The sequence below is a fragment of the Paractinoplanes lichenicola genome (genome assembly GCF_016785085.1).
Taxonomy (GTDB): domain Bacteria; phylum Actinomycetota; class Actinomycetes; order Mycobacteriales; family Micromonosporaceae; genus Actinoplanes; species Actinoplanes lichenicola.
Genome location: NZ_JAENHO010000015.1, coordinates 146,966 through 168,339, shown reverse-complemented (window position 1 = coordinate 168,339; position 21,374 = coordinate 146,966). Strand labels below are relative to the sequence as shown.

Genomic DNA, 21,374 nt, shown 5'->3' with positions numbered 1-21,374 from the left:
AGGCCAGGGGTTGACAGCGGGTTAAAGTGACCACGTGACAACGGTTGATCAGCAGCAGCGTCAGGGCCCGCCCGCGCCCCGGCGACGGTCGCGCCGCGACGAGATCCTCGAGATCGCGGTCGGTCTCTTCGCGGCCCGTGGCTATCACGGTGTCTCGATGGACGACATCGGCTCGGCGGCCGGGGTGACCGGCCCGGCGCTCTATCACCACTTCGCCGGCAAGGAGGCGATGCTGGTCGCCGCCCTGATCCCGGTGAGCGAGAGCCTGCTGCACGGCGGCCAGGCCCGGGTGACGCTGCACCCCGAGGACGCGAGCGCCGCGCTGGCCGACCTGATCGACTTCCACGTCGAGTTCGCGCTCAACAACCCGGCCGTCATCGCGCTGCACCTGCACGAGCTCGACCGCCTGCCCGAGGAGCCGCGCCGCCAGATCCGCCGCCTCCAGCGCCTCTACGTCGAGGAGTGGGTGGGCGTGCTGGCCACGCTGCGCCCCGAGCTCGACGCCCCCGAGGCCCGGGTGCTCGCCCACTCGGCGTTCGGCCTGATGAACTCGACCCCCTTCCTCGGCGGCGAGGTCGACCGCCGCCGCCGCGCCGCCCTGCTGCGCGAGGCCACGCTGCACGCCCTGATCGGCCGGTAACAAAAGGGCCCACGATGCACGCCCTGATCGGGCGGTAAGAAACGGCCTCACAAGGGCCTGAACCAGAGAAGAGAAGGTCAACGATGATCGACTCGCTGCTCATCGCCAACCGGGGCGAGATCGCCCGCCGGATCATCCGGACCGCACGACGGCTCGGCATCCGCACGATCGCTGTGCATTCCGACGCCGACGAGGGCATGCCGTTCGTCGTCGAGGCCGACGAGGCGGTCTGCGTCGGCCCGGCCGACCCGGCCCAGAGCTATCGCAACACCGAGGCGATCCTGGCCGCCGCGAAGTCCACCGGCGCCCAGGCCATCCACCCCGGTTACGGCTTCCTCAGCGAAAACGCCGGCTTCGCCCGTCTGGTCGAGCAGAACGGCCTGATCTGGGTCGGTCCGAGCGCCGACGCGATCGAGGCGATGGGCGACAAGATCAACGCGCGCAACCTGATGGCCGCGGCGGGGGTGCCGGTCGCGCCGGGCACGCAGCAGCCGGTCGCGACCGAGGGCGAGGCGATCGCGGCCGCGGCCACGATCGGCTATCCGGTGATGGTCAAGGCGGCTGCGGGCGGTGGCGGCATGGGCATGGCGGTCGCCGACGACGAGGAGGCGCTGCGCCGCGAGCTCGGCAAGGTGCGCACGTTCGCCGAGCGGATGTTCGGCAGCGGCGACGTGCTGATCGAGCGCTACTTCCCCCGCGTACGGCATGTCGAGGTGCAGATCCTGGGTCTCGCCGACGGCCGCGTGATCGCCCTCTCCGAGCGCGAGTGCTCGGTGCAGCGCCGCAACCAGAAGCTGGTGGAGGAGGCGCCGAGCCCGGCCGTCGGCCCCGAGCTGCGCGAACGCTTCCTGGCGGCCGCGGTCAAGGCGGGCGAGGCGGTCGGCTATCGCAACGCCGGCACGGTCGAGTGCCTGCTCGACCCGGCCACCGGCGAGTTCTTCTTCCTCGAGATGAACACGCGGCTGCAGGTCGAGCACCCGATCACCGAGCTGATCCACGGCATCGACCTGGTCGAGCAGCAGCTGCTCATCGCGTCGGGCGAGCCGGCCACGGTGACCAGCGCGACCCGGGGCCACGCCATCGAGCTGCGCGTCAACGCCGAGGATCCGAAGCGCTTCCTGCCCGGCCCCGGCAAGGTCACCACGTGGGTCGAGCCGAGCGGCGACGACATCCGGGTCGACTCCGGCTACGCCGAGGGCACGACGGTCGGCATGTCCTACGACTCCTTGATGGCCAAGCTGATCGTCTTCGGCGCCGACCGGGACGAGGCGATCGCCCGAGCCCGTACGGCGGTGGCCGGTTTCCAGATCGCCGGCCCTAAGAACAATCTGCCCTTCTTCGCCGAGTTGCTGGAGAACGACGAGTTCCTCTCCGGCGATTACGACACCGGCATCGTCGCGCGGATGAGGCAAGCGAAATGAGCGCGACCGAAATGAGCACGACCGGCACGAGCGCGACCGAAATGAGCGCGGCCGACGGGCGCGTAAGTATTCGTGAGGTCGCCCCGCGCGACGGCCTGCAGAACGAGGAGCCGATTCCGACCGACGCCAAGGTCCGGCTGATCGACGCGCTGAGCGAGACCGGCGTGCGGCGGATCGAGGCGGTCTCGTTCGTCCACCCCAAGGCGATCCCGCAGATGGCCGACGCCGACGAGGTCTGGGCCCGGGTCGACCGCCACCCCGAGATCCGCTACTCGGCGCTGATCCCCAACACCCGTGGCGCGCAGCGGGCGCTGGCCGCCGGCTTCCGCGAGATCGAGGTCGTGGTGTCCGCTTCGGACACTCACAACCGGCGCAACCTCAATCGCTCGACCGACGAGTCGCTCGACGACATCGCCTCGCTCATCCCGCTGATCCACGAGGCCGGCGCGACCGTCGAGGTGATCGTCGCGACGAGCTTCGGCTGCCCGTTCGAGGGTGACATCGACCCCGACCGGGTGGCGGGCATCGTGGCGCGCGTGCGGGCCGACGGCGCCGACCGTATTGCCTTCGGCGACACGACGGGCATGGCGACTCCGCGCCGGGTCCGCGACCTGCTTTCCGCCGTACGCCCCGACCTGCTGCACTTCCACAACACGCGCGGGACGGGTCTGGCCAACATCCTGACCGCCCTCGACCTGGGGATCACCGAGTTCGACGCGAGCGTCGGCGGGATCGGCGGCTGCCCGTACGCTCCGGGCGCCTCGGGCAACGTGGCGACCGAGGAGGTCGTCCACATGCTGCACGACATGGGCATCGACACCGGAATCGACCTGGATCGCCTGATCAGCACCGCCGAGACGGCCGAGAAGCTGCTCGGTCGCACACTCCCGTCGGGTGTTCTTCGGGCCGGGCCGCGCACCAGATTGGTGTGATTTACCCCGCCTCGACCCGCGATCATTTTTCCTATTTGTCCGCGTGACCCGGTCCCCGTCGTTTCGTTACCAATATCGAGTGGCCGATGTCGCCGGTTCGGAGAAACTTCACCGGCGAGGTGACAGCGGCCATCGGTTCAGCCGAAACGACGAGGGGCGGATCCATGACGGGACTGGGGGCCGAACGCGCGTCGCGCGTGGCGTACCCGTCGCCGTCGGTTCCGCCCGCCGGCGACCCCACGCCCTTGCCGCCTCACATCCAGGGGGCGGAGCGGCGGTCGGGGAACCGCGCGCGACACACCGGAGTCCGGTGGGGTCTGCGTGTGCTCGTCGTCGGCGGCCTGGCCGGTGCGGCCTGGCTGCTCACCGGCGCCGCGGCCCAGGCCGCGGACCGTGCCGACGGGCCGGACGGCTCGTTGCTCGGCTCCGTGACGGGTTCCGACGCCACGTCGCCGGTCACCGATCTCCTGCAGGCGGCCGTCCAGCCGCTGGAGAACACCTGGCCGGCACACCACGAACGCCACGTCGTGGCCGACATTTTCGACGTCCCTCGGCAGGCTCTCGCCCGACCGGCCTGGACGTACGACGACGACGCCTACGACGAGAACCCGGCCATTGTGGACGCCTATTCGGGCGTCGACGCGATGCTGGGGGAGGTCGACGCCCCACTCCGCCTCACCGGCGACATGGCGCCCGACCAGCAAGACTCCGACCGGCCGGGCTCCGACGAGCCCCCGGCCGACGAGGATCCGCAGCACGAGGCTGACGAGCCGGCCGCTGCCCCGCAGGACGAGGAGACTCGCCCGCGGGAGGAGCAGCCGAACAAGCAGCCGATCCGCCAGGCCCGACCCGTCCCGGCCGCCGGTCACCACAGCGTGGCCCCGGTCAGGCACGGCAAGGCCTCCTCCTCCGCACCGTCCGCCCACCGGCACCACCGCACCGCTCACGCGGTGATCGCGGCGCCGGAGACGGCGCGGAAGGACAGCACCCCCGGGAACGACGGACCCGCAGCGCCCCTGCGGCTGCACCTCGGGGACGTCAGCGGCACTCCGACCAGCGGGTCGGGGACTCCGACGGAAGGTGGCTCCGCGGCCTTCCTGCCGGCCGCGATCGCGAACACCGCCATGGTGAGCCATGCGGCGGCGATCGCGTCCGATGTCGAGGCCCGGCGGCATGACGCCGAGGCACCGACCGTCTCGCCTGACTGAGTGATGGCGTCCGGTGGTCCGCCCGGCCACCGGTCCAACCGGCCCGGCACCGGCTTCGGTGTCCGCGTTCCGGCCCCGATTCCCCAACCGCTTGCGAACAAGCGGCGAATCAACCACGCCTGAATCACACGCACCGCACCGAAGCGAAGCGCCGGCTGGGCGCACGTCGACAAGCGGAGTCAGGGCGAAAGAAAACCGAGCCAGGGCACCGCTGCGCCCGAATGCAGTTCCGGAACACCCAGCCAACTGAATAAGCAACACCACTTGCCGAAACATTATTGAAAGGCATTTCTTTTCTCATGAAGACTTGGGTTCGTAAGACTCTGAGTGTCGGTGTCCTGGCCGCCGGCGCCCTGCTGTTCGCCCCGGCTGCCGCGCAGGCCGACAGCAAGCAGGTCACCGGAGCCAACAACGGCATCCTCAACGGCACCCAGATCGCCGTGCCGGTCAACGTCCCGATCAACGTCGTCGGCAACTCGCTGGCGATCCTCGGCGCGGCCGACGCCCAGGGCGTCGGGTTCAACCACACCGAGAGCGGCCGCCGCGGCGACGCCCAGGTGACCGGTGTCAACAACGGCATCGCGAACGGCACCCAGGCGTACCTGCCGGTCAGCGTCCCGGTCAACGTGGTCGGCAACTCGGCCGCGGTGCTCGGTCACGCCAGCGCCACCGGCGTCGGCATCAACGGCCGCAAGGCCGAGAGCGCCCGTACGACCGAGGGCGCCCGCGGCGGCTGGGGTGGCGACACCCAGTTCACCGGCCTGAACAACGGCATCGCGAACGGCACGCAGATCTACGCGCCGATCGACGTTCCGATCAACGTCTGCGGCAACTCGCTCGCCATCCTCGGCGGCGCGTACTCGCAGGCGATCTGCTCGAACAACACCCGTGGCGACCGGCACTTCCACCGTGGCATTCACGGCCGTAAGGCCGAGAGCGCCCAGGGTCACCGCGGTGGCCGCGGCGGCGCCGTCCAGGCGACCGGGGTCAACAACGGGATCCTGAACGGCACCCAGCTGTACGCGCCGATCAGCCTGCCGATCAACCTGTCGGGCAACTCGGCCGCCCTCCTGGGCAGCGCGAGCAGCCGCGCCATCTCCCGCAACGAGTCGGGCCACGGCGACGACTTCGTGCAGGCCACCGGGGCCAACAACGGCATCCTGAACGGCACCCAGGTCGCCGTGCCGATCAACGTGCCGATCAACGCCTGCGGCAACTCGCTCGGCATCCTGGGCGCGGCGCAGTCGGCCGCGGCCTGCTCGAACGGTGAGGGCTTCGGCTTCGGCCGCAACCGTGACCGCGACTGGGACGGCGACTGGGACCGCCCGGGTCACGGCCACGACCACGGTGACGACGTCGACGGCGACCACGGCGACGTCGACGACGACGACTACAAGGGCAACGGTGGCGTCAAGCCGGCCACGAACGACGGTTACGGTGACGTCCAGGACGACACCAACGACGAGATGCCGGCCGACGACGAGGCTCCGGCCACGGACGACAACGACGGCTACACCAAGCCGGCCGCGGCGGGCTCGAACAGCGACTCGAAGGGCGGCCGCGGTGGCAACCCGACCGAGGCGTCCCCGATCTCGAGCCTGACCGACACCGTCGGTGGCGTCGGCAGCCTGGGCCTGCTCAACACCCTGCGCTGAAGCACGCTTGCCCACGGGGGTTAGCGGAAGACCGGGTCGCACCGGTCCCGAGTGCGACCCGTGCGGTGCCACGAGGCGCCGAGGTATGACCGGTGCCCCTCCACGGCACCGGATGCAGTGAGAAGGACGGGAGTCCCCGCAGCCGGCGGGGGCTCCCGTTCGTCGTTGCCGCGCGCTGCCCCGATGGGCTACCCTAACGCTCGTTAAGCTTTAACGACCGTTCAGGAGGGCCCGTGACCGACGACGCGCTCGCCCAGGCCCGCAAGCGGGTGCTGGCCGGTGGCGCCGAGCGCTACCACGCCGCCAACGCCGCGAAGGGCAAGCTCTTCGCCCGCGAACGGATCGCGCTGCTGGTCGACGAGGGTTCCTTCGTCGAGGACGGGCTCTATGCCAACAGCCTGGCCGACGGGCTGCCCGCCGACGGCGTGATCACCGGGATCGCCCGGGTCGACGGCCGCGAGGTCTGCCTGATGGCGAACGACTCGACGGTCAAGGCGGGTTCCTGGGGCGCCCGTACGGTCGAGAAGATCATCCGCATCATCGAGCGCGCCGTGCAGTACGGCGTACCCATGGTCTATCTCGTCGACTCGGCCGGCGCGCGCATCACCGACCAGGTCGACCTGTTCCCGGGCCGCCGCGGCGCCGGCAAGATCTTCCACACCCAGGTCAAGGCGTCCGGCGCGATTCCGCAGGCCTGCGCGCTGTTCGGCCCGTCGGCGGCCGGCGGGGCATACATTCCGGCCTTCTGCGACATCGTCGCCATGGTCGACGGCAACGCCAGCATGTATCTGGGCTCCGACCGCATGGTCGAGATGGTCACCGGCGAGAAGACGACGCTCGAGGCGATGGGCGGTGCCCGCGTGCACTGTGCCGAGTCGGGTGTCGGCCACTTCCTCTGCAAGACGGAGCAGGACGCGCTCGACACCGTACGGGCTTATCTGTCTTATCTGCCGTCGAACTGGGAGCAGGCGCCGCCGGCGGCCGCGGCGAAGGACTCGTCGGGGGCCGACCTGGGCGCGCTGGTTCCGGCCAGCGAGCGGCAGGCCTTCGACATGCGGCGATACATCAAGGGCCTGGTCGACGAGGGCTCGTTCTTCGAGATCCAGGCCCTGTGGGCGAAGGAGCTCACGGTCGGGTTCGCCCGGCTCAACGGCGAGGTGCTGGGCGTCGTCGGCAACAACTCGATGTTCAAGGGCGGCGTGCTCTTCGGCGACTCGGCCGACAAGGCGTCGCGCTTCGTGCAGCTCTGCGACGCGTTCAACGTCCCGCTGCTGTTCCTCTGTGACGTGCCCGGGTTCATGGTCGGCTCGGCGGTCGAGAAGCAGGGCATCATCCGGCACGGCGCCAAGATGATCACCGCGATCTCCGAGGCCACCGTGCCCAAGATCTGCGTGGTGGTGCGCAAGGCGTACGGGGCCGGTCTCTACGCCATGGCCGGCCCGAGCTTCGAGCCCGAGGCCACGATCGCGCTGCCCACCGCCAAGATCGCGGTGATGGGCGCCGAGGCCGCCGTGAACGCGGTCTACGCCAACAAGATCGCCGCCATCGCGGACGACGAGGAGCGGGCCGCGTTCGTGGCCGCCCGCCGCGCCGAGTACGAGCAGGACATCGACATCATGCGACTGGCCAGCGAGCTGGTCGTCGACACCGTCGTCGAGCCGGGCGACCTGCGCGACGAACTCATCCGCCGCTACCGGGCCGCCCGCGGCAAGGAGCGCTTCTTCGCCCGGCGCCGCCACGGCGTCACGCCCGTCTGACAGGAGCACACCATGGTCGACTTCCGGCTCGACGAGGAGCAGGAGGCGCTGCGCGTCAGCGTCGAGGAATTCGCCCGCGAGCAGGTCGCGCCGGTGATCGCCGAGCATTACGAGCACAAGACCTTCCCGTACGACGTGATTCGTCAGATGGGCAAGATGGGTCTTTTCGGCCTGCCGTTCCCCGAGGAGCACGGCGGGATGGGCGGCGACTACTTCGCGCTCTGCATCGCGCTGGAAGAGCTGGCCAGAGTGGACAGCTCGGTGGCGGTGACGCTCGAGGCCGCGGTCTCGCTGGGCGCCATGCCGATCCACCGCTTCGGCACGCCGGAGCAGAAGGAGCAGTGGCTGCCCCGGCTCTGCTCGGGCGAGGCGCTGGCCGCCTTCGGGCTGACCGAGCCGGGCACGGGGTCGGACGCGGGCGGCACGAAGACCCGCGCGGTCTACGACGAGGCCACCGACGAGTGGGTGATCAACGGCAGCAAGGCCTTCATCACGAACTCCGGCACCGACATCACCTGCCTGGTCACGGTCATGGCGGTCACCGGCACCAACCCGGACGGGTCCAAGGAGCTGTCCACGATCATCGTGCCCTCGGGCACGCCGGGCTTCACGGTCGCCCCGGGCTATTCCAAGGTCGGCTGGTGCGCGTCGGACACCCACGAGCTTTCCTTCGACGACGTACGGGTTCCGGCCGCCAACCTGCTCGGCGCGCGCGGCCGCGGGTTCGCCCAGTTCCTGCGCATCCTCGACGAGGGCCGGATCGCGATCGCGGCCCTGTCGGTTGGTCTCGCCCAGGGCTGCGTCGACGAGTCGGTGCGCTACGCCGGCCAGCGCGAGGCCTTCGGCCAGCCGATCGGCAACTACCAGGCCGTCCAGTTCATGATCGCCGACATGGAGATGCGGGCGCACATCGCGCGGGTCGGCTACTACGACGCGGCCGCGCGCATGCTGGCCGGGCAGGACTTCAAGCGGTACGCCGCGATCGCCAAGCTGAACGCCAGCAACGCCGCCATGGAGAACAGCCGCTGGGCGACCCAGGTGCACGGCGGGTACGGCTTCATGAACGAGTCGGCGGTCGGCCGCTTCTACCGCGATGCCAAGATCCTCGAGGTCGGCGAGGGCACCTCCGAGGTGCAGCGCATGCTGATCGCCCGGGGGCTGGGCCTTTAGTGGCATTTGACCGTCGGCTTTGGGTCCGCAATCCGACAAGATCCGATCTCTGCTCGCCGCACAACTGAACCCACCCTAAGTTCGATTGCGTGGCGGCGAACAACGGGCTGGAGAGCGTGCCGGAGCAGGGCGGATTCGACGCCGTGCTGCGCCGGGAACGGCTGCGCGCCCGCCTGACGCAGGACGAGCTGGCCGCCCGGGCCGCGGTCGGCGTCCGGACGGTCCGCGATCTGGAGCGGGGCCGCGCGTCCCGGCCGCAGCGCACCACGGTCGAGCTGCTGGCGGCCGCGCTCGGCCTGGGCGGTGCCGACCGCGAGGCGTTCCTGGCCGCCGCCCGCGGGCAGTCCACCGAGGACACGATGCCGCCGACCGGTTTCCTGCGCGTGCTGCCGACCGCCGAGCTGATCGGCCGCGACGACGACCTCGAGGAGATGACGGCCCAGCTCGCGGCCCCGGACGGCCCGCGCGGCATCACCCTGGTCGGCCTGGCCGGGGTCGGCAAGACCAGCCTTGCTTTCGTGGCCGCCCACCGGGCGGCCACTGCTTATCCGGGTGGCGTCGCCGGCATCGTGGTGACCGACGGCTGCACGGTCGGCGAGATGCTGGGCAGCATCGCGGCCGAGTTCGGCGTGGGCCGCCCCGACGACCTGCCCGCGCTGTTCGCGGGCCGGGCCGCGCTGGTCTTCGTCGACGCCGTCGAACGCTCCGCCGACGCGACCGCCGAGATGCTCACCCGCCTGCTCGAACGCCTGCCCACCCTGCGGTTCCTGGCCACCGGCCGCCACCCGATCGGCCTGCCCGTCGAACGGGTGTGGCCGCTCGCCCCGCTCACCGCGCCCCCGCCCGAGACCGCCGACACCCTGGCCGACGTGGCGGCGTACCCGGCGGTGGCTCTCTTTCTGGAACGGCTCGGCCAGGTGCGCCGCACCGAGCCCGAGCCCGACGAGATCGCGCCGCTGGCCGCGCTGGTCCGGCGGCTCGGCGGCCTGCCGCTCGCGATCGAGCTGGCCGCGGCGCGGGGCCGGGTGCTGACGATCCCCGAGATCCTCGACCGCTACGGCGACCGCGTGCTCGACCTCGACCGGCCGGGCTCGGGCGAGCCGCTGGTCAGCCTGCGCGACGCCGTGGCCGCCAGCTATCGCCTGCTCAACCCCGAGGAGCAGCGGGAGCTGCGGCGGCTGGCGATGTTTCGCTACCGCTGGTCGATCGGCCTGGCCGAGCAGCTCATCGACAACTCTCGGGCCGACGTCGTGCACCTGCTGGATCGCCTGCTCGAGCTCGGCCTGCTCAGCGTGCGCGGCAGCCGCACGTTCCGGTTCCGCCTGCTCGACGTCGTGCGCGACTACGCCGCCGAGCGTGCGGCGGCCGAGGGCGAGCTGGACGAGGGCCGCCGCCGGCACGCGCAGGTGATGGCCGGCCTGGCCCACGAGATCTGGCCCGACCTGACCGGCACCCGGCTGCCCGAGGCGGCGGCCCGGCTCGACGACGTGGCCGGCGACTTCGGCACCGCCCTGGCCTACGCGGCGGGAGAGGATCCGCACACCGCGCTCCGGCTCGCGGCCGCGCTGCCGCGCTGGTGGCGGTTCCGCGGACGTGACGTGACCGGCCGTCAATGGCTGCGCCGGCTGCTCGACGACCCGCGCACCGCCGATGCCGACCCGTCCACCCGGGCCTGGGCCCGGATCGGGCTGGCCCAGCTCGCCCGCGAGCACGGTGGCGGCGCCGACGAGATCGAGTCGGCGGCCGAGGCGCTGGCCGAGTTCGAGCGCCTGGACGAGGTCGCGGGCCAGCTGACCGCGCACGCCCAGCTGGCCGGCCTGTGGATGCGGGCCGGCGATTTCGACCGGGCCCGCGGGCACGGCGAGGCCGCCCTGGTGCTGGCCCGGCGCGGCGGTCAGGCCCGTGACCTGGCCGTCGCCGAGAACAACCTGGTCTGGCACGAGATCCGTCAGGGCAATCTGGCCGCCGCGCGCCGCCGGCTGGCCGCCGTCGACGAGCAGGCCGGGCGCTGCGGCGAGAAGCGGCTGCGCGCGCTGGCCCAGGCCAACCTGGCCGAGGTGCAGCGTCTCGACGGGCGGCCCGACGAGGCGGCCCGGCTGGGGCGGCGGGCGATGACCGAGCTGATCAAGGTGGGCGATCCCGGGCACCGGCGCCGGCTGCTGGCGACGATCGGGCTCGCGCTGGCCGAGGCTGGACGCGCCGACGAGGCGGCCGCGGTGCTCGAGCAGCTCGGCCCCGAGAAGGACGACGACGCGCCGGACGGGCCAGCCGCGGTAGTCGAGGCGGCCGTCGCGCTGAGCCGGGGCGAGACGAAGCGGGCGGCCGAGTGTTTCGCCCGGGCCGCCGACGCGTACGACGGGGCTCATGATCCGCGTGATGTCGTGGAGGCCCTGGTCGGCCTGATCACGAGCACGCCGGACGACGACGAGCGTGAATCGGCCGTACGGCGGCTGGGGGAGTTGTGCCGCTCGGGCGGGATCGCGTTGTTGCCGCGGGAGCGCGAGAAGCTCGGACCGCAGCGATTGGCGCAGGTGCTGGAGAGCTAGCAGGGCCTGGCCGGGCGTGGCCGGTCGGCGTAGCGTGCCCCCCACGCGCCAACCGTAGCCACGCCCGCCAGTTACGCGGCGAGAACGAAGCTCCCCCGTCAAGCCCCGCCGTCGCCTCGGTCGCGCCGCATCCCCCTGCGCGCAACACAGTAGCCACAGGGGTAAGCGCTATCCGGGAGATTTGTCCGTTTGGACCGCCGCGACGCCCGATTCTGCCGGTAGTTCTGCCGGTTTACCCCAAGGTTTCCGGCGCGGTGCTCACGGACCGCTTTATGGCGACTTCGTCGGGTTGTGTTACCGGCCGGTTCAGGCGGCGGGGCGTTCCTCGGTCGTGCCCGCGGTGGCGCACGGGTTGACCGCGTCGCGAATCTTGCGGAGCGAGCCGAGCATGCCGTCGAGCTCGGCCGGGCTCAGCTGCCCGATGAACCACTGCTGAAGCAGCTCGAGATGACCGGGCAGCACCTCGTCGAGGCGGCCCACCCCGGCCTCGGTGATCACGGCGAACGAGCTGCGGCGGTCGCTCGGGCAGGCCTCCCGGCGAACCAGGCCGTCGCGATCCATGCGATCGACCACGCGGGTCACGCCGCTCGTGGAAAGTGAGGTTTGACCGGCGAGGTCGGTCATGCGGAGCCGGCGGCCGGGGGAGCGGGCCAGGCGCATCAGCACCTCGAACTCGACGGCGGAGAGGCGGTGTTCCTCGAACTGCGCGGCAAAACGATTGGTCAGCCCCGTGAACGCCTCGGCGAACAGGCCGAAGGCGGTGAAACGAGGGTCATCCAGGTCCGTACTCACGGGTACATGGTACACCGGGCTCTTGACACGGGGAATATTGCTTGGCATATAGTTGCTCCGTCACACAAACACCGACCACACAGTGCCTTGAGAGAAGGAACAAGTCATGACCGAGTCCGTCGCCAGCACCCGTACGTTCGAGGGTCTGCAGATCCCGGCCGCCGGCACGTACGACCTGGACGCCGCGCACAAGCGGGTCGGCTTTGTGGCGCGCCACCTCATGGTCAGCAAGGTTCGCGGTCAGTTCGCGGACGCCTCCGCTGTCATCACCATCGGCGAGGACCCGCTGCAGTCCTCGGTCACCGCGTCGATCAACACGGCCAGCATCGAGACCGGTCAGACCGACCGCGACAACCACCTGCGCAGCGGCGACTTCTTCGAGTCCGAGAAGTACCCCACGATGGACTTCCGCAGCACCGGCATCAAGAGCCACGCGGGCGCCGAGTTCGTGCTCGACGGCGAGCTCACCATCAAGGGTGTGACCAAGCCGGTCGAGCTGACCGTCGAGTTCGAGGGCGCCGGCCAGAGCCCGTACGGCTTCGCGGTCTTCGGTTTCAGCGCGACCGCCGAGATCGACCGTGAGGATTGGGGCCTGACCTGGAACATGGCCCTCGAGAGCGGCGGCGTCATGGTCAGCAAGAAGATCAAGATCGAGATCGAGGGCGAGGCCATCCGCCGCGCCTGACCTCGCACAAAGTCCACAAACGAGCCGCCGCCCGAAATCCCGGGCGGCGGCTCGTCGTTGTTTGGCGGACCTCCGTACGGGATGGCAAGGTAGACCGAGCGCACGCATTCGCTCACAGAGTGGTGATCGACGTCCGTTTCGTCCCTGGCCGCCCCGGGAGGGTAAGTGGGCAAGGATCTTGCGACCGTCGTCTCCGTCCCGGACGACCGCACCACCTATCGGCAGAAGGTGCGCCGCTGTCTCGACGTCTTCGCCCAGATGCTCGACCAGCGCGCCTTCTCCGACCGCGACGACATGACCGGCCTCGAGATCGAGCTCAACCTCATCGACGAGGCGGCCCGGCCGGCCATGCGCAACGCCGAGGTGCTCGACCGGCTCGGTGACCCCCTGTTCCAGACCGAGCTCGGCCAGTTCAACATCGAGCTCAACGCCCCGCCGCGGTCGATCGCCGGGCACGGCCTCGCCGACTACGAGAACGACCTGCTCGAAAGCCTCGGCCGGGCCGCCGAGAAGACCGACTGCGGGCTCGTGATGATCGGCATGCTCCCCACCCTCACCGCCGACCACCTGGTGCTCGAGAACCTCAGCGCCAACGAGCGCTACCGCCGGCTCAACGACGAGATGGCCGGCGCCCGGGGTGAGCGGTTCGACCTCGACATCCGCGGCATCGAGCGGTTGCGCAGCGCCAGCGACTCGATCGCGCCCGAGGCCGCCTGCACGAGTGTCCAGTTTCACCTGCAGGTGCCGCCCGACCGGTTCGACCGCTTCTGGAACGCGTCCCAGGCGATCGCCGGCGTGCAGGTGGCGATCGGCGCGAACTCGCCGTTCCTGCACGGCCGCCGGCTGTGGGCCGAGACCCGGATCGCGCTGTTCCAGCAGGCCACCGACACCCGGCCGGAGGAGCTCAAGGCCCAGGGCGTACGGCCTCGGGTCTGGTTCGGCGAACGCTGGATCACCTCGGTGTTCGACCTGTTCGAGGAGAACGTGCGATTCTTCGCGCCGCTGCTGCCGTTCCTGGAGGACGAGGACCCGATCGAGGTGCTCGCCGCGGGTGGCGTGCCCCGGCTGGGCGAGCTGCGCCTGCACAACGGCACGGTGTATCGCTGGAACCGGCCGGTCTACGACGTCATGGACGGGCGGCCGCACCTGCGCGTCGAGAATCGGGTGCTCCCGTCCGGGCCGACCGTGATCGACCTGCTGGCCAACGCGGCGTTCTACTTCGGGCTGGTCCGTCAGCTGGCCGAGGAGGAACGCCCGATCTGGTCACGACTGTCGTTCGCGGCCGCCCGCGAGAACTTCCACGCCGGCGCGGTCGGGGGCATCGAGGCGACGGTCTTCTGGCCCGGCCTGGGCGAGGTTCCCGTGGCCGAGCTGGTGCGATCGGTGCTGCTGCCCAAGGCGTACGCCGGGCTGGACCGGTACGGCGTCGCGCCGGCCGTCCGCGATCGGCTGCTCGCGGTGGTCGACGAGCGGTGCCGGCTCGGTCGCAACGGTGCGTCGTGGCAGACCGAGGCCGTACGGGAGGGTGAGCGCCGGGGGCTTTCCCGCAGCGAGGCGCTGCACTCGATGCTGCTTCGCTACTCGGAGCTGCACCGCACCAACGACCCGGTGCACACCTGGCCGGAGGGCTGAGTGGTCAGTCCGCCGGCTTCGGGTTGGCCGGCGGCGGCGCCTTCGGTGGCGTATTGGCGGCCTTGGGGTTGATTTGCGCCACGGCCGGTGCGGTCGGCGGCGGGGTCACTGTGGACCTGGTCGGCTTGGGCTCCGCAGCGGCGGCCTTCTTCGGGCGGGGGCGAGGCGCCGGGCGGGCCGCCGCGGCGATCTCCGAGTCGACCGGGGCCGGCTGGCCGTTGTCCTTTTTGTCGGCCTTAGCCCGTACGGCGGTGTCCAGGTCGGACGGAGTTGTCGGCGTCGGCGTCGGCCTCGGAGCGGGGGCGGTCCGCGCGGCTGGCGCCACCGGCTGCGGCTCGTGCTGTGCGGGCTGGGCCGGGGCCTTGCGGCGGCCGAAAAGCCCGGAACGCTGCTTCTTCGGTGGGTCGGCCTCCGCGGCTCGGGCCGGCGGTTTCGGGATCTTGGCAGTGGGGGCGTCCGAGCTCCGTTTCGGGGCCGGGGTGGCCGGGGGTGGCTCGAGGGCGGGCGGCTCCGGGACGCGAGCGGTGCCGGTCACGACGGCCCCCGCTCGGTCGGAGCGCTGCTGCTGCACCGTACGGGTGCCGGCCACCGCGAGCACCGAACCGGCCAGGCCGGCCAGCACGGCGTAAGGCGCGATCAAATAGGCCGACTCGATCGGACCGAGCGCGCCGGTCAAGCGCGGGGCCAGGGCCAAAAACGCGAACGCGACCAGCAGCGGGCCGGCCAGACCCGAGGTCGCCGCGCCGATCCCGACATCGCCCCGGCGGGCGGCCGGCACGGCGGTCAGGGCGCCGACCAGGAAGGCCGCCGACAGGGTGAGCAGGGCGCTCGGCCAATAGATCGTGCCGTAGAGCCCGCTGTTGGCCACCTCGGCGAACTGCCAGCTGGTCAGATACGTCGCCGAGTCACGATTCACGGTCAGCTCGACCACGATGGCGGCTATGGCCAGGGCCCACAACCAGACGCCGGTGGCCATCAGATTGGCCGCGACCGGTGGCGACGACACCGCCCAGAACGCGATGACCAGGCCCAGCACGAGCCCGGCCATGGCGTAACCGCCCGCGATGACCTGCGGGCTGTAGGAGTCGAAGCGTACGGCGGAACGGGCCGGCAGCGCGATCAGCGCGACCGTCACCAGGGCCCCGAGCGCCGCGCAGGCGGCCAGGGCGAAACGCCACGCGGCGGTGGTGCGCGGCCCGGGACCGCCCCCGGATCGGCTGCCGAGCACGGCGCCGAACACCGTGGCGCTCGCCGTGATCCAGGTCGCCCAGCCCAGGCTGCCCAGCCACGCGCTGTCATCGGGGGTCGGCGTCACCGGCCAGACCACCACGCCCAGGCCGTAGCCCAGGCCCAATTGCGCGGCGCCCGTGCCCGCTGCGGCCCCTGCCGCGGTGGCGACGCGCGCCGTCCAGCCCTTGTCGGCCATGCGCCGCACTGTAGCGGTACCCGCCGATGCCTGCGAATCGGTACGTCGATCTCTGTGTGTCCTGCTCACCTATAGCCACCTGGTGTGTTTGTCCTGCGGAGGCCAGACATGTCTCGCAAGATTCGATACGTTGACCCATGCGGGTGAACGAGCCGGAGGAGAGGCGATGTCGGACGAGAGCGACGAGACGCGACGTTTCTCGCCTGACGACGCCGAGGGCCCGTCCTCCGAGGCGGAAAAACCGAGAAAACCGGACCCGGATGACCTGGACGCCACCCAGGTCGGGGGTCGTCCCGCCGACCCGGACGCCGCTCAGGTTGGCAGTTCTCCCGCCGACCCGGAGGCGACGCAGGTCGACAGTGATGCGGTCGGCGACGAGACCACGGTGGGTCGCGCCTCCGTGCCGCCGCCCGGTGACGAGGACACGCTGGACGGCGTGCGCCGGGCCGACGACACCCTGGACGACGTCCGCACGGTGCCGGCGATCCGGGACGAGCCGACGGTAGTGACCGAGAAGCCCGGGGCGACCGCGGTGATGCCCCCGGTCGACGACTGGGCGCCCAGCCGGGCCAATCCCGCGTGGTCGGGACGGGCCGAGGTGCGCCCGCCGCAGCCCGGTCGCGGCTATCCCGAGGTCGACTGGGCCGCCTCGACCCCCGCCCAGCCGCGGGACCGCTGGTGGATGCCGATCGTCGTCGGCATCGTCGCGTTGATCCTGCTCGGCGTGCTGGGCTGGGCGATCTATCTGATCCTGCAGGACTCGTCGGGCGATGAGGCGCCCGCGCCGGTCCCGAGCACCTCGGCCGCGCCCGCCGAGACGGCCACGGCCACGGCTACGACTGGGACGACGTCGCCGAGCGCGTCACCGACCACCACCTCGCCGGAGCCGGAGCAGTCCACTACCGACCCGACCGCCAGCGAGATCACCATTCCCGCGCTGCGCGGGCTGGCCCTGGCCGAGGCGCAGGAGGCGCTGCGCTCGAGCGGGCTGAACTACCGGCTGATCTATCGGCAGGCGCCGGACGTGCCGCCGGACACGGTGATCGACAGTGACCCGGTGGAGGGGCAGGAAGTCCCACCGGACACGACGGTCACCCTGGTGATCGCGGCTCAGTCGACGGGCACCCCGACGACCACGACCGAACCCACCGACGGCGCGGGGGCGGGCGGGAACTGACTTCTCAGCTCGTCCTGGTCAGCGGTTCGTCCGGACCGTGCGGGCCTGGATCGTGCCGCTGACCAGGCCCGGCTGCCGGCCGTTGCGGGCCCGAGGGTCGGGCGCCTTGCCGACGGCGCGCAGGCCACTGACCTGGACGAAGATCGAACGGCGCTCCACGGCGTCGCCCGACGCGTTCAGTTCATAGCCGTCCAGCCAGATCCAGCCCTCGTACGTCGGCCAGTCGTGGACCCGGATGACACGGAACAGCATCGGCGCCGCGAATTGGACGCTCGCCGCCTTCGTCACGTGTATGACATCACCGGACCGAGGAAGCACGTCATCTCCTGCCCTGAAACCTTGACACGAAAGCACCAAGTGTGCCCGGCGTAAACGCCTATGCAAGCCTTTGGCGATGCCAATCACCAAAAGCGTTGCGGAACGTCACCGTCGCCGATCCCTCGACCGCCCGGAAGTGGATCAGTCCACGTCGGACGGCGTATGAGATCGTCACCCCGTTAACGGTGGCGTATCGGAACGTTGAGCGGGACTCGGCCCCATCGCCCGATCGGGCGCAGTGACGCGAGCCATACCGAAAAGATTGCACCACGAGTCCGGTCGATGCAAGTTGCATGTCAGCCCTTAGTGATTACCGGTTGGTAGGTCCGAGGAACTTGAATCACTAAATGATCGACAGCAGACTGTGGTTGTGAATCAACATCGCAGTCCTACCATTCGACGCCGCCGGCTCGGGGTCGAGTTGCGCCGGCATCGGGAGGGCGCCCGGGTCACCATCGACATGGTGGCCGAGCGATTGGGTTGCTCGACGTCCAAAGTGTCACGGATCGAGACCGGGCACACCAGCGCGACCCCCGGCGATGTGGCCGCCATGTTGGACATTTATGCCGTTTCGGACGAGGTCAAGCGGGAGCTTGTCCAAATTGCCCGAGAGGCGAGGCAAAAGGGTTGGTGGCACCCGTTTTCACCGGTTCTCACCAGTGCCTATGTCGGGTTGGAGGCCGCCGCACGGTCCGTCCGGACGTACGAGTCGCAGGTCATTCCGGGGTTGCTGCAGAGCGAAGAGTATGCAATTGCGGTGATTCGGGCCGCCCGACCGGGGGACAGCGTTCAGGAAATCGAGCAGCGGGTGCGCGTCCGGATGGAAAGACAGTCGTTATTGATTCAGGACGATCCGATTGATCTTTGGGTGGTGCTCGATGAGGCGGTGGTAAGCCGGCCGGTCGGCGGCGACGACGTCATGCGTGATCAATTAGCCAGATTGATCACGACGGCACAGTTGCCGAACGTCACGTTGCAGATCATCCCCTTCGCGGCGGGCGCGCACGCCGGGATGGACGGCACGTTCGCCATTCTCGAGTTCGAGGAGGAGGGCGACGCCGACGTGGTGTTCACCGAGAATGCGACCGGGGGACTGTTTCTCGAGAAGACCGAGGAACTCGGTAAGTACATCTCCATCTTCGAGACCATCCGGACGTCGGCCCTCCCACCGGAGGAGTCCATCGGGATGATTCACATGCTGGTAGAGGAGCCATTGTGGAAGTCGAAGCGAAGGGTTTCCGGATCGATCTGAGCCGGGCACAGTGGTTCAAGAGCACTCGCAGCGGGCCCAACTCCGACAACTGTGTCGAGGTGGCCTTCGTGGACGAGGCGATCGCGGTGCGCGACTCGAAGAACCCGCACGGACCGGCGCTGATCTTCACCGCCGCCGAGTGGGACGCGTTCGTCGGCGGCGCCAAGGACGGCGAGTTCGACCTCTGAGCCTCGAGGTCCGTCGTAATGCGGCCGGCCCTCCCGCATCGGCGCGGGAGGGCCGGCCGTAGTCATTTCTCCGCTCGCCTCGTTGAACGGCAAAAGCGCGGCCCGGGGCCGCGCCCACACCGATGGGGTCGCTTCCCCCGAGCGAGGCAAGGCAGACAGATGACGATTGGTTCGGACAACCTCAGCAACTCCTCGACGGCGCAGGACCGCTTCAGCGGCGGGGTCAGCGCGTACCGGCAGAACCGGCGCGAGGCCGCGATCGCCGCCGAGGGCGCCGACGGCGAACTGGTGTCGCGCAGCAGCTCCTCGGGCTTGCCCACCCGGTCGCCGGGTCGCTCGCACAGCATCGACCCGATCAGCCCGCTCGACCGTGCGGCCAAGCTGCCCTCCCTCGACCTGCAGGGACTGACCGAGCCGGTCTTCCCGTCGAGCGGCTGGCCGGCCATCGACTCGGGGTCGTCGCAGTCGATGGCGGACCACCCGCTGCTGCGCGGGCTGCTGCTCGAGCTGCCCGCCCGCGGCACTCTGCCCACTTCGGACTGGCTGGACCGCTGGTTCGAGGCGGCGCGCTCGATCCTCGAGCTGCTTTACGTGCAGGAAGCCAAGAAGGGCTGACCTTCTGTACCGGGCCTTCTATACCGGGCCTTCCCTTACGTGGCCGCTTTCCTCCGCGGGGCCGCTTTCCTCCGCGGGGCTGCTTGCCTTTGCGTGGCGGCTTTCCCTGCGGGGCGGGTTGACCGTCAGCGGCTGTTGACCGGCACGCGCGGGCGGCTGCGGCCGATCGGGGCCAGCGCCTGCACGCTGAGCTTGCTGTGCCGCAGCCCGGCCCGGATGCCGATGGCCAGCACGGCCACACCCACCACCGTGATGCCGATGCCGGCCAGGTCGGCCCCCGGCACCTCCACCACGCCGCCGGCGATCGGCAGGCTGAGCAGCGTCGCCAGCCCAGTGACCTGCAGCGGCACCAGGATCAGCGGGTGTGCGGCGGCCGCGCGCAGGGCCGGGGGCACCGGGGTCTGCGGGGCGGTGGCGAAGGCGCCCGCGCCTCGCCGCACCAGGGCCACCCGGCGCAGACCGGCGGTCAGCACGATCAGGGCCGGGACGGCCGGCACAAGCGCCGCGGCCGGGGCCGCCGACTCGCCCGGCAACAGGGCGGTGACGATCGGGATGGCGACGAACACCGCCGCGCCGGCGGCGATCAGCACGGTGATCAGGCCGGCCCGGCGGCGCAGAGCCGGCGCCGAACGAGCCGACGGCAACGCGTCTGCCAGCAGCCCGGCCGTGAGCCAGGCGGCGACGAGGGCGCCGGCGAGGATGAGGTCCGCGACGATGTTCACATCGACAGCGTTCACCCGGTGGCGCCGGCGCGAAACCGGGTTTCTACCCGACCGGGCCCCGTAGGGGATGCCGTTGCTGACCCTGAGACTGTCCTCTTTATACCGGCTTCAGACCGGCTCTACACCGCGAACGTCGTGACCGGCTCGGTGGCCGGGGCGGGCGGGGTCGCCTTCCACAGTCCACTTCGCTGCGCCGCGAGCCGGGCCAGGTAAGCCGGGTTGAGCAGCACATATCGCTTCCACAGGCGCTTCGGCTCGAGGCCCAGGCGCCACAGCCACTCGAGGGCGTACTTCTGCATCCACGCGGGCGGGTTCTTGAGCAGCCCGGCGTGATAGTCGAACGCGGCCCCGACGGCCAGAAGTGGCATGTCGAGAAGCGGACGCATCGCGTACGTGAAGATTTCTTGTCGCGGACACCCGAGCCCGACCAGAACTATGCGTGCGCCCGAGCTCTTGATCCGCTCCGCGATCTCCGCGGCCTCACCGGGGTGGCTGGTCCGGAACTTCGAAGCCTCCACCCCCGCGATCTTGAGGGCCGGGAACATCTTCTCCAGCGCCGGCACGAGCCGCTCCAGCGTGGGCTGCGTCGACCCGTACAGGTAAATGGGAAGCCCCTCGGCCGCCGCCCGCTCCACGACCTTGAGCGTCAGCGTCGGCCCGTAGACCCGATCCGCGAGCCCCGCGTGATGCACCGAGTTGAGCGCCCACCGCACGGGCTGCCCATCCGGGGTGACAAGGTCGAACGAGTTGAGCCGCGCGTTGTGCGCCTTGTCCTGCACTCCGGTCATCACCCCGTGCACAGCCAACGCGGTCACCGCGTAACCCCGCCGCTCCCGAGCCGCCGCCATGATCCGCTCGGTGGCGTCGGCGTAGTCGGTGACGTCGACGAGCACCCCGAGCACACTCCGCTTGCCGGTCCGGGTAGCAGCCTGATGAGCACTCACGAACGCATCCTCAGTTTCGACGACCCCGCAATTTTCCGCCGCCGAGCATAGCCGCCCCACCCCCATCACCCATTAGCGCAACCACCCCCACCCACCCACCGCGCGCACCCACCGTGCGCGCCCCCCACCGCGCCGTCCATCCATTGCGCGCGCCCACCCCTGCCCATCCCGCCGAAGCTAGTCGCGCTGAAGGGCACCTCCAGGTCGAAAGCCGGAAGGGTGGCGAGGACTGAAGGGCGCTCGGGTCGGATCGCCCTGCCCGGGCCCGTCTGCCGGCCGCGGCGGCCAAGGGCT

The 21,374-nt window shown here is 70.6% G+C and carries 19 protein-coding genes; 14 read left to right on the top strand and 5 right to left on the bottom strand.

Annotation, left to right across the window (positions count from 1 at the left end):
* Positions 1-34: 34 nt before the first annotated feature.
* The 8 genes from JKJ07_RS41540 to JKJ07_RS41505 all read left to right on the top strand — a co-directional run bounded on the left by JKJ07_RS41540 (position 35) and on the right by JKJ07_RS41505 (position 11,329).
* Positions 35-640 (top strand): TetR/AcrR family transcriptional regulator, encoded by a 606-nt coding sequence (locus JKJ07_RS41540; protein ID WP_202997504.1) that lies wholly within the window; start codon positions 35-37, stop codon positions 638-640.
* Positions 641-723: 83 nt separating this feature from the next.
* Positions 724-2,061, top strand: a complete 1,338-nt coding sequence (locus JKJ07_RS41535) for an acetyl-CoA carboxylase biotin carboxylase subunit (RefSeq protein ID WP_202997503.1) — start codon at positions 724-726, stop codon at positions 2,059-2,061.
* A 41-nt stretch (positions 2,062-2,102) separates the two neighbouring features.
* Positions 2,103-2,993, top strand: coding sequence for a hydroxymethylglutaryl-CoA lyase (locus tag JKJ07_RS41530; protein ID WP_202997553.1), 891 nt, complete (start codon positions 2,103-2,105; stop codon positions 2,991-2,993).
* 323 nt (positions 2,994-3,316) lie between these two features.
* Positions 3,317-4,201 carry a hypothetical protein gene (locus JKJ07_RS41525; RefSeq protein ID WP_202997502.1) on the top strand — a complete coding sequence of 295 codons (885 nt, stop codon included), beginning with the start codon at positions 3,317-3,319 and terminating at the stop codon, positions 4,199-4,201.
* A 299-nt stretch (positions 4,202-4,500) separates the two neighbouring features.
* Positions 4,501-5,856, top strand: a complete 1,356-nt coding sequence (locus JKJ07_RS41520) for a chaplin family protein (protein ID WP_202997501.1) — start codon at positions 4,501-4,503, stop codon at positions 5,854-5,856.
* Positions 5,857-6,089: 233 nt separating this feature from the next.
* A complete protein-coding gene (locus JKJ07_RS41515; protein WP_202997500.1) occupies positions 6,090-7,613 on the top strand; it encodes an acyl-CoA carboxylase subunit beta in 1,524 nt (507 codons plus the stop codon).
* Positions 7,614-7,625: 12 nt separating this feature from the next.
* A complete protein-coding gene (locus tag JKJ07_RS41510; RefSeq protein ID WP_202997499.1) occupies positions 7,626-8,783 on the top strand; it encodes an acyl-CoA dehydrogenase family protein in 1,158 nt (385 codons plus the stop codon).
* Between the two features lie 89 nt (positions 8,784-8,872).
* Positions 8,873-11,329, top strand: a complete 2,457-nt coding sequence (locus JKJ07_RS41505) for an ATP-binding protein (protein WP_307834682.1) — start codon at positions 8,873-8,875, stop codon at positions 11,327-11,329.
* A 306-nt stretch (positions 11,330-11,635) separates the two neighbouring features.
* Here the strand turns inward: JKJ07_RS41505 and JKJ07_RS41500 are convergent, their stop codons facing one another.
* Entirely contained in the window at positions 11,636-12,121 is a 486-nt protein-coding gene (locus tag JKJ07_RS41500; RefSeq protein WP_307834681.1) for a MarR family winged helix-turn-helix transcriptional regulator, read from the bottom strand.
* A 106-nt stretch (positions 12,122-12,227) separates the two neighbouring features.
* On the opposite strand from JKJ07_RS41500, the gene JKJ07_RS41495 reads away from it, so the two are divergent.
* Both JKJ07_RS41495 and JKJ07_RS41490 read left to right on the top strand, forming a co-directional pair.
* Complete coding sequence (locus JKJ07_RS41495; RefSeq protein WP_184954322.1) at positions 12,228-12,806, top strand: YceI family protein; 579 nt, start codon at positions 12,228-12,230, stop codon at positions 12,804-12,806.
* A 165-nt stretch (positions 12,807-12,971) separates the two neighbouring features.
* Positions 12,972-14,438, top strand: coding sequence for a glutamate-cysteine ligase family protein (locus JKJ07_RS41490; RefSeq protein WP_307834680.1), 1,467 nt, complete (start codon positions 12,972-12,974; stop codon positions 14,436-14,438).
* 4 nt (positions 14,439-14,442) lie between these two features.
* On the opposite strand, the gene JKJ07_RS41485 is transcribed toward JKJ07_RS41490, so the two are convergent.
* Positions 14,443-15,864 (bottom strand): Hansenula MRAKII killer toxin-resistant protein 1, encoded by a 1,422-nt coding sequence (locus JKJ07_RS41485; RefSeq protein WP_202997497.1) that lies wholly within the window; start codon positions 15,862-15,864, stop codon positions 14,443-14,445.
* 166 nt (positions 15,865-16,030) lie between these two features.
* Between JKJ07_RS41485 and JKJ07_RS41480 the strand changes: the two genes are divergently transcribed.
* Positions 16,031-17,041: a PASTA domain-containing protein gene (locus JKJ07_RS41480; RefSeq protein WP_202997496.1), complete on the top strand. Its 1,011-nt coding sequence runs from the start codon at positions 16,031-16,033 to the stop codon at positions 17,039-17,041.
* Positions 17,042-17,059: 18 nt separating this feature from the next.
* Here JKJ07_RS41480 and JKJ07_RS41475 read toward each other — a convergent pair whose 3' ends face one another.
* Entirely contained in the window at positions 17,060-17,359 is a 300-nt protein-coding gene (locus JKJ07_RS41475; protein WP_202997495.1) for a hypothetical protein, read from the bottom strand.
* Between the two features lie 370 nt (positions 17,360-17,729).
* On the opposite strand from JKJ07_RS41475, the gene JKJ07_RS41470 reads away from it, so the two are divergent.
* The 3 genes from JKJ07_RS41470 (at position 17,730) to JKJ07_RS41460 (ending at position 19,414) form a co-directional block, all read left to right on the top strand.
* On the top strand, positions 17,730-18,611 hold the full coding sequence (locus tag JKJ07_RS41470) for a helix-turn-helix domain-containing protein (RefSeq protein WP_202997494.1): 882 nt from the start codon (positions 17,730-17,732) through the stop codon (positions 18,609-18,611).
* Complete coding sequence (locus tag JKJ07_RS41465) at positions 18,575-18,799, top strand: DUF397 domain-containing protein (protein WP_184954316.1); 225 nt, start codon at positions 18,575-18,577, stop codon at positions 18,797-18,799. The genes JKJ07_RS41470 and JKJ07_RS41465 overlap by 37 nt, the downstream gene beginning before the upstream one ends.
* 159 nt (positions 18,800-18,958) lie before the next feature.
* A complete protein-coding gene (locus JKJ07_RS41460; RefSeq protein ID WP_202997493.1) occupies positions 18,959-19,414 on the top strand; it encodes a hypothetical protein in 456 nt (151 codons plus the stop codon).
* Positions 19,415-19,539: 125 nt separating this feature from the next.
* Here JKJ07_RS41460 and JKJ07_RS41455 read toward each other — a convergent pair whose 3' ends face one another.
* Both JKJ07_RS41455 and JKJ07_RS41450 read right to left on the bottom strand, forming a co-directional pair.
* Positions 19,540-20,136 carry a hypothetical protein gene (locus tag JKJ07_RS41455; protein ID WP_236030774.1) on the bottom strand — a complete coding sequence of 199 codons (597 nt, stop codon included), beginning with the start codon at positions 20,134-20,136 and terminating at the stop codon, positions 19,540-19,542.
* A 119-nt stretch (positions 20,137-20,255) separates the two neighbouring features.
* A complete protein-coding gene (locus tag JKJ07_RS41450; RefSeq protein ID WP_307834678.1) occupies positions 20,256-21,080 on the bottom strand; it encodes a WecB/TagA/CpsF family glycosyltransferase in 825 nt (274 codons plus the stop codon).
* Positions 21,081-21,374 lie beyond the last annotated feature (294 nt).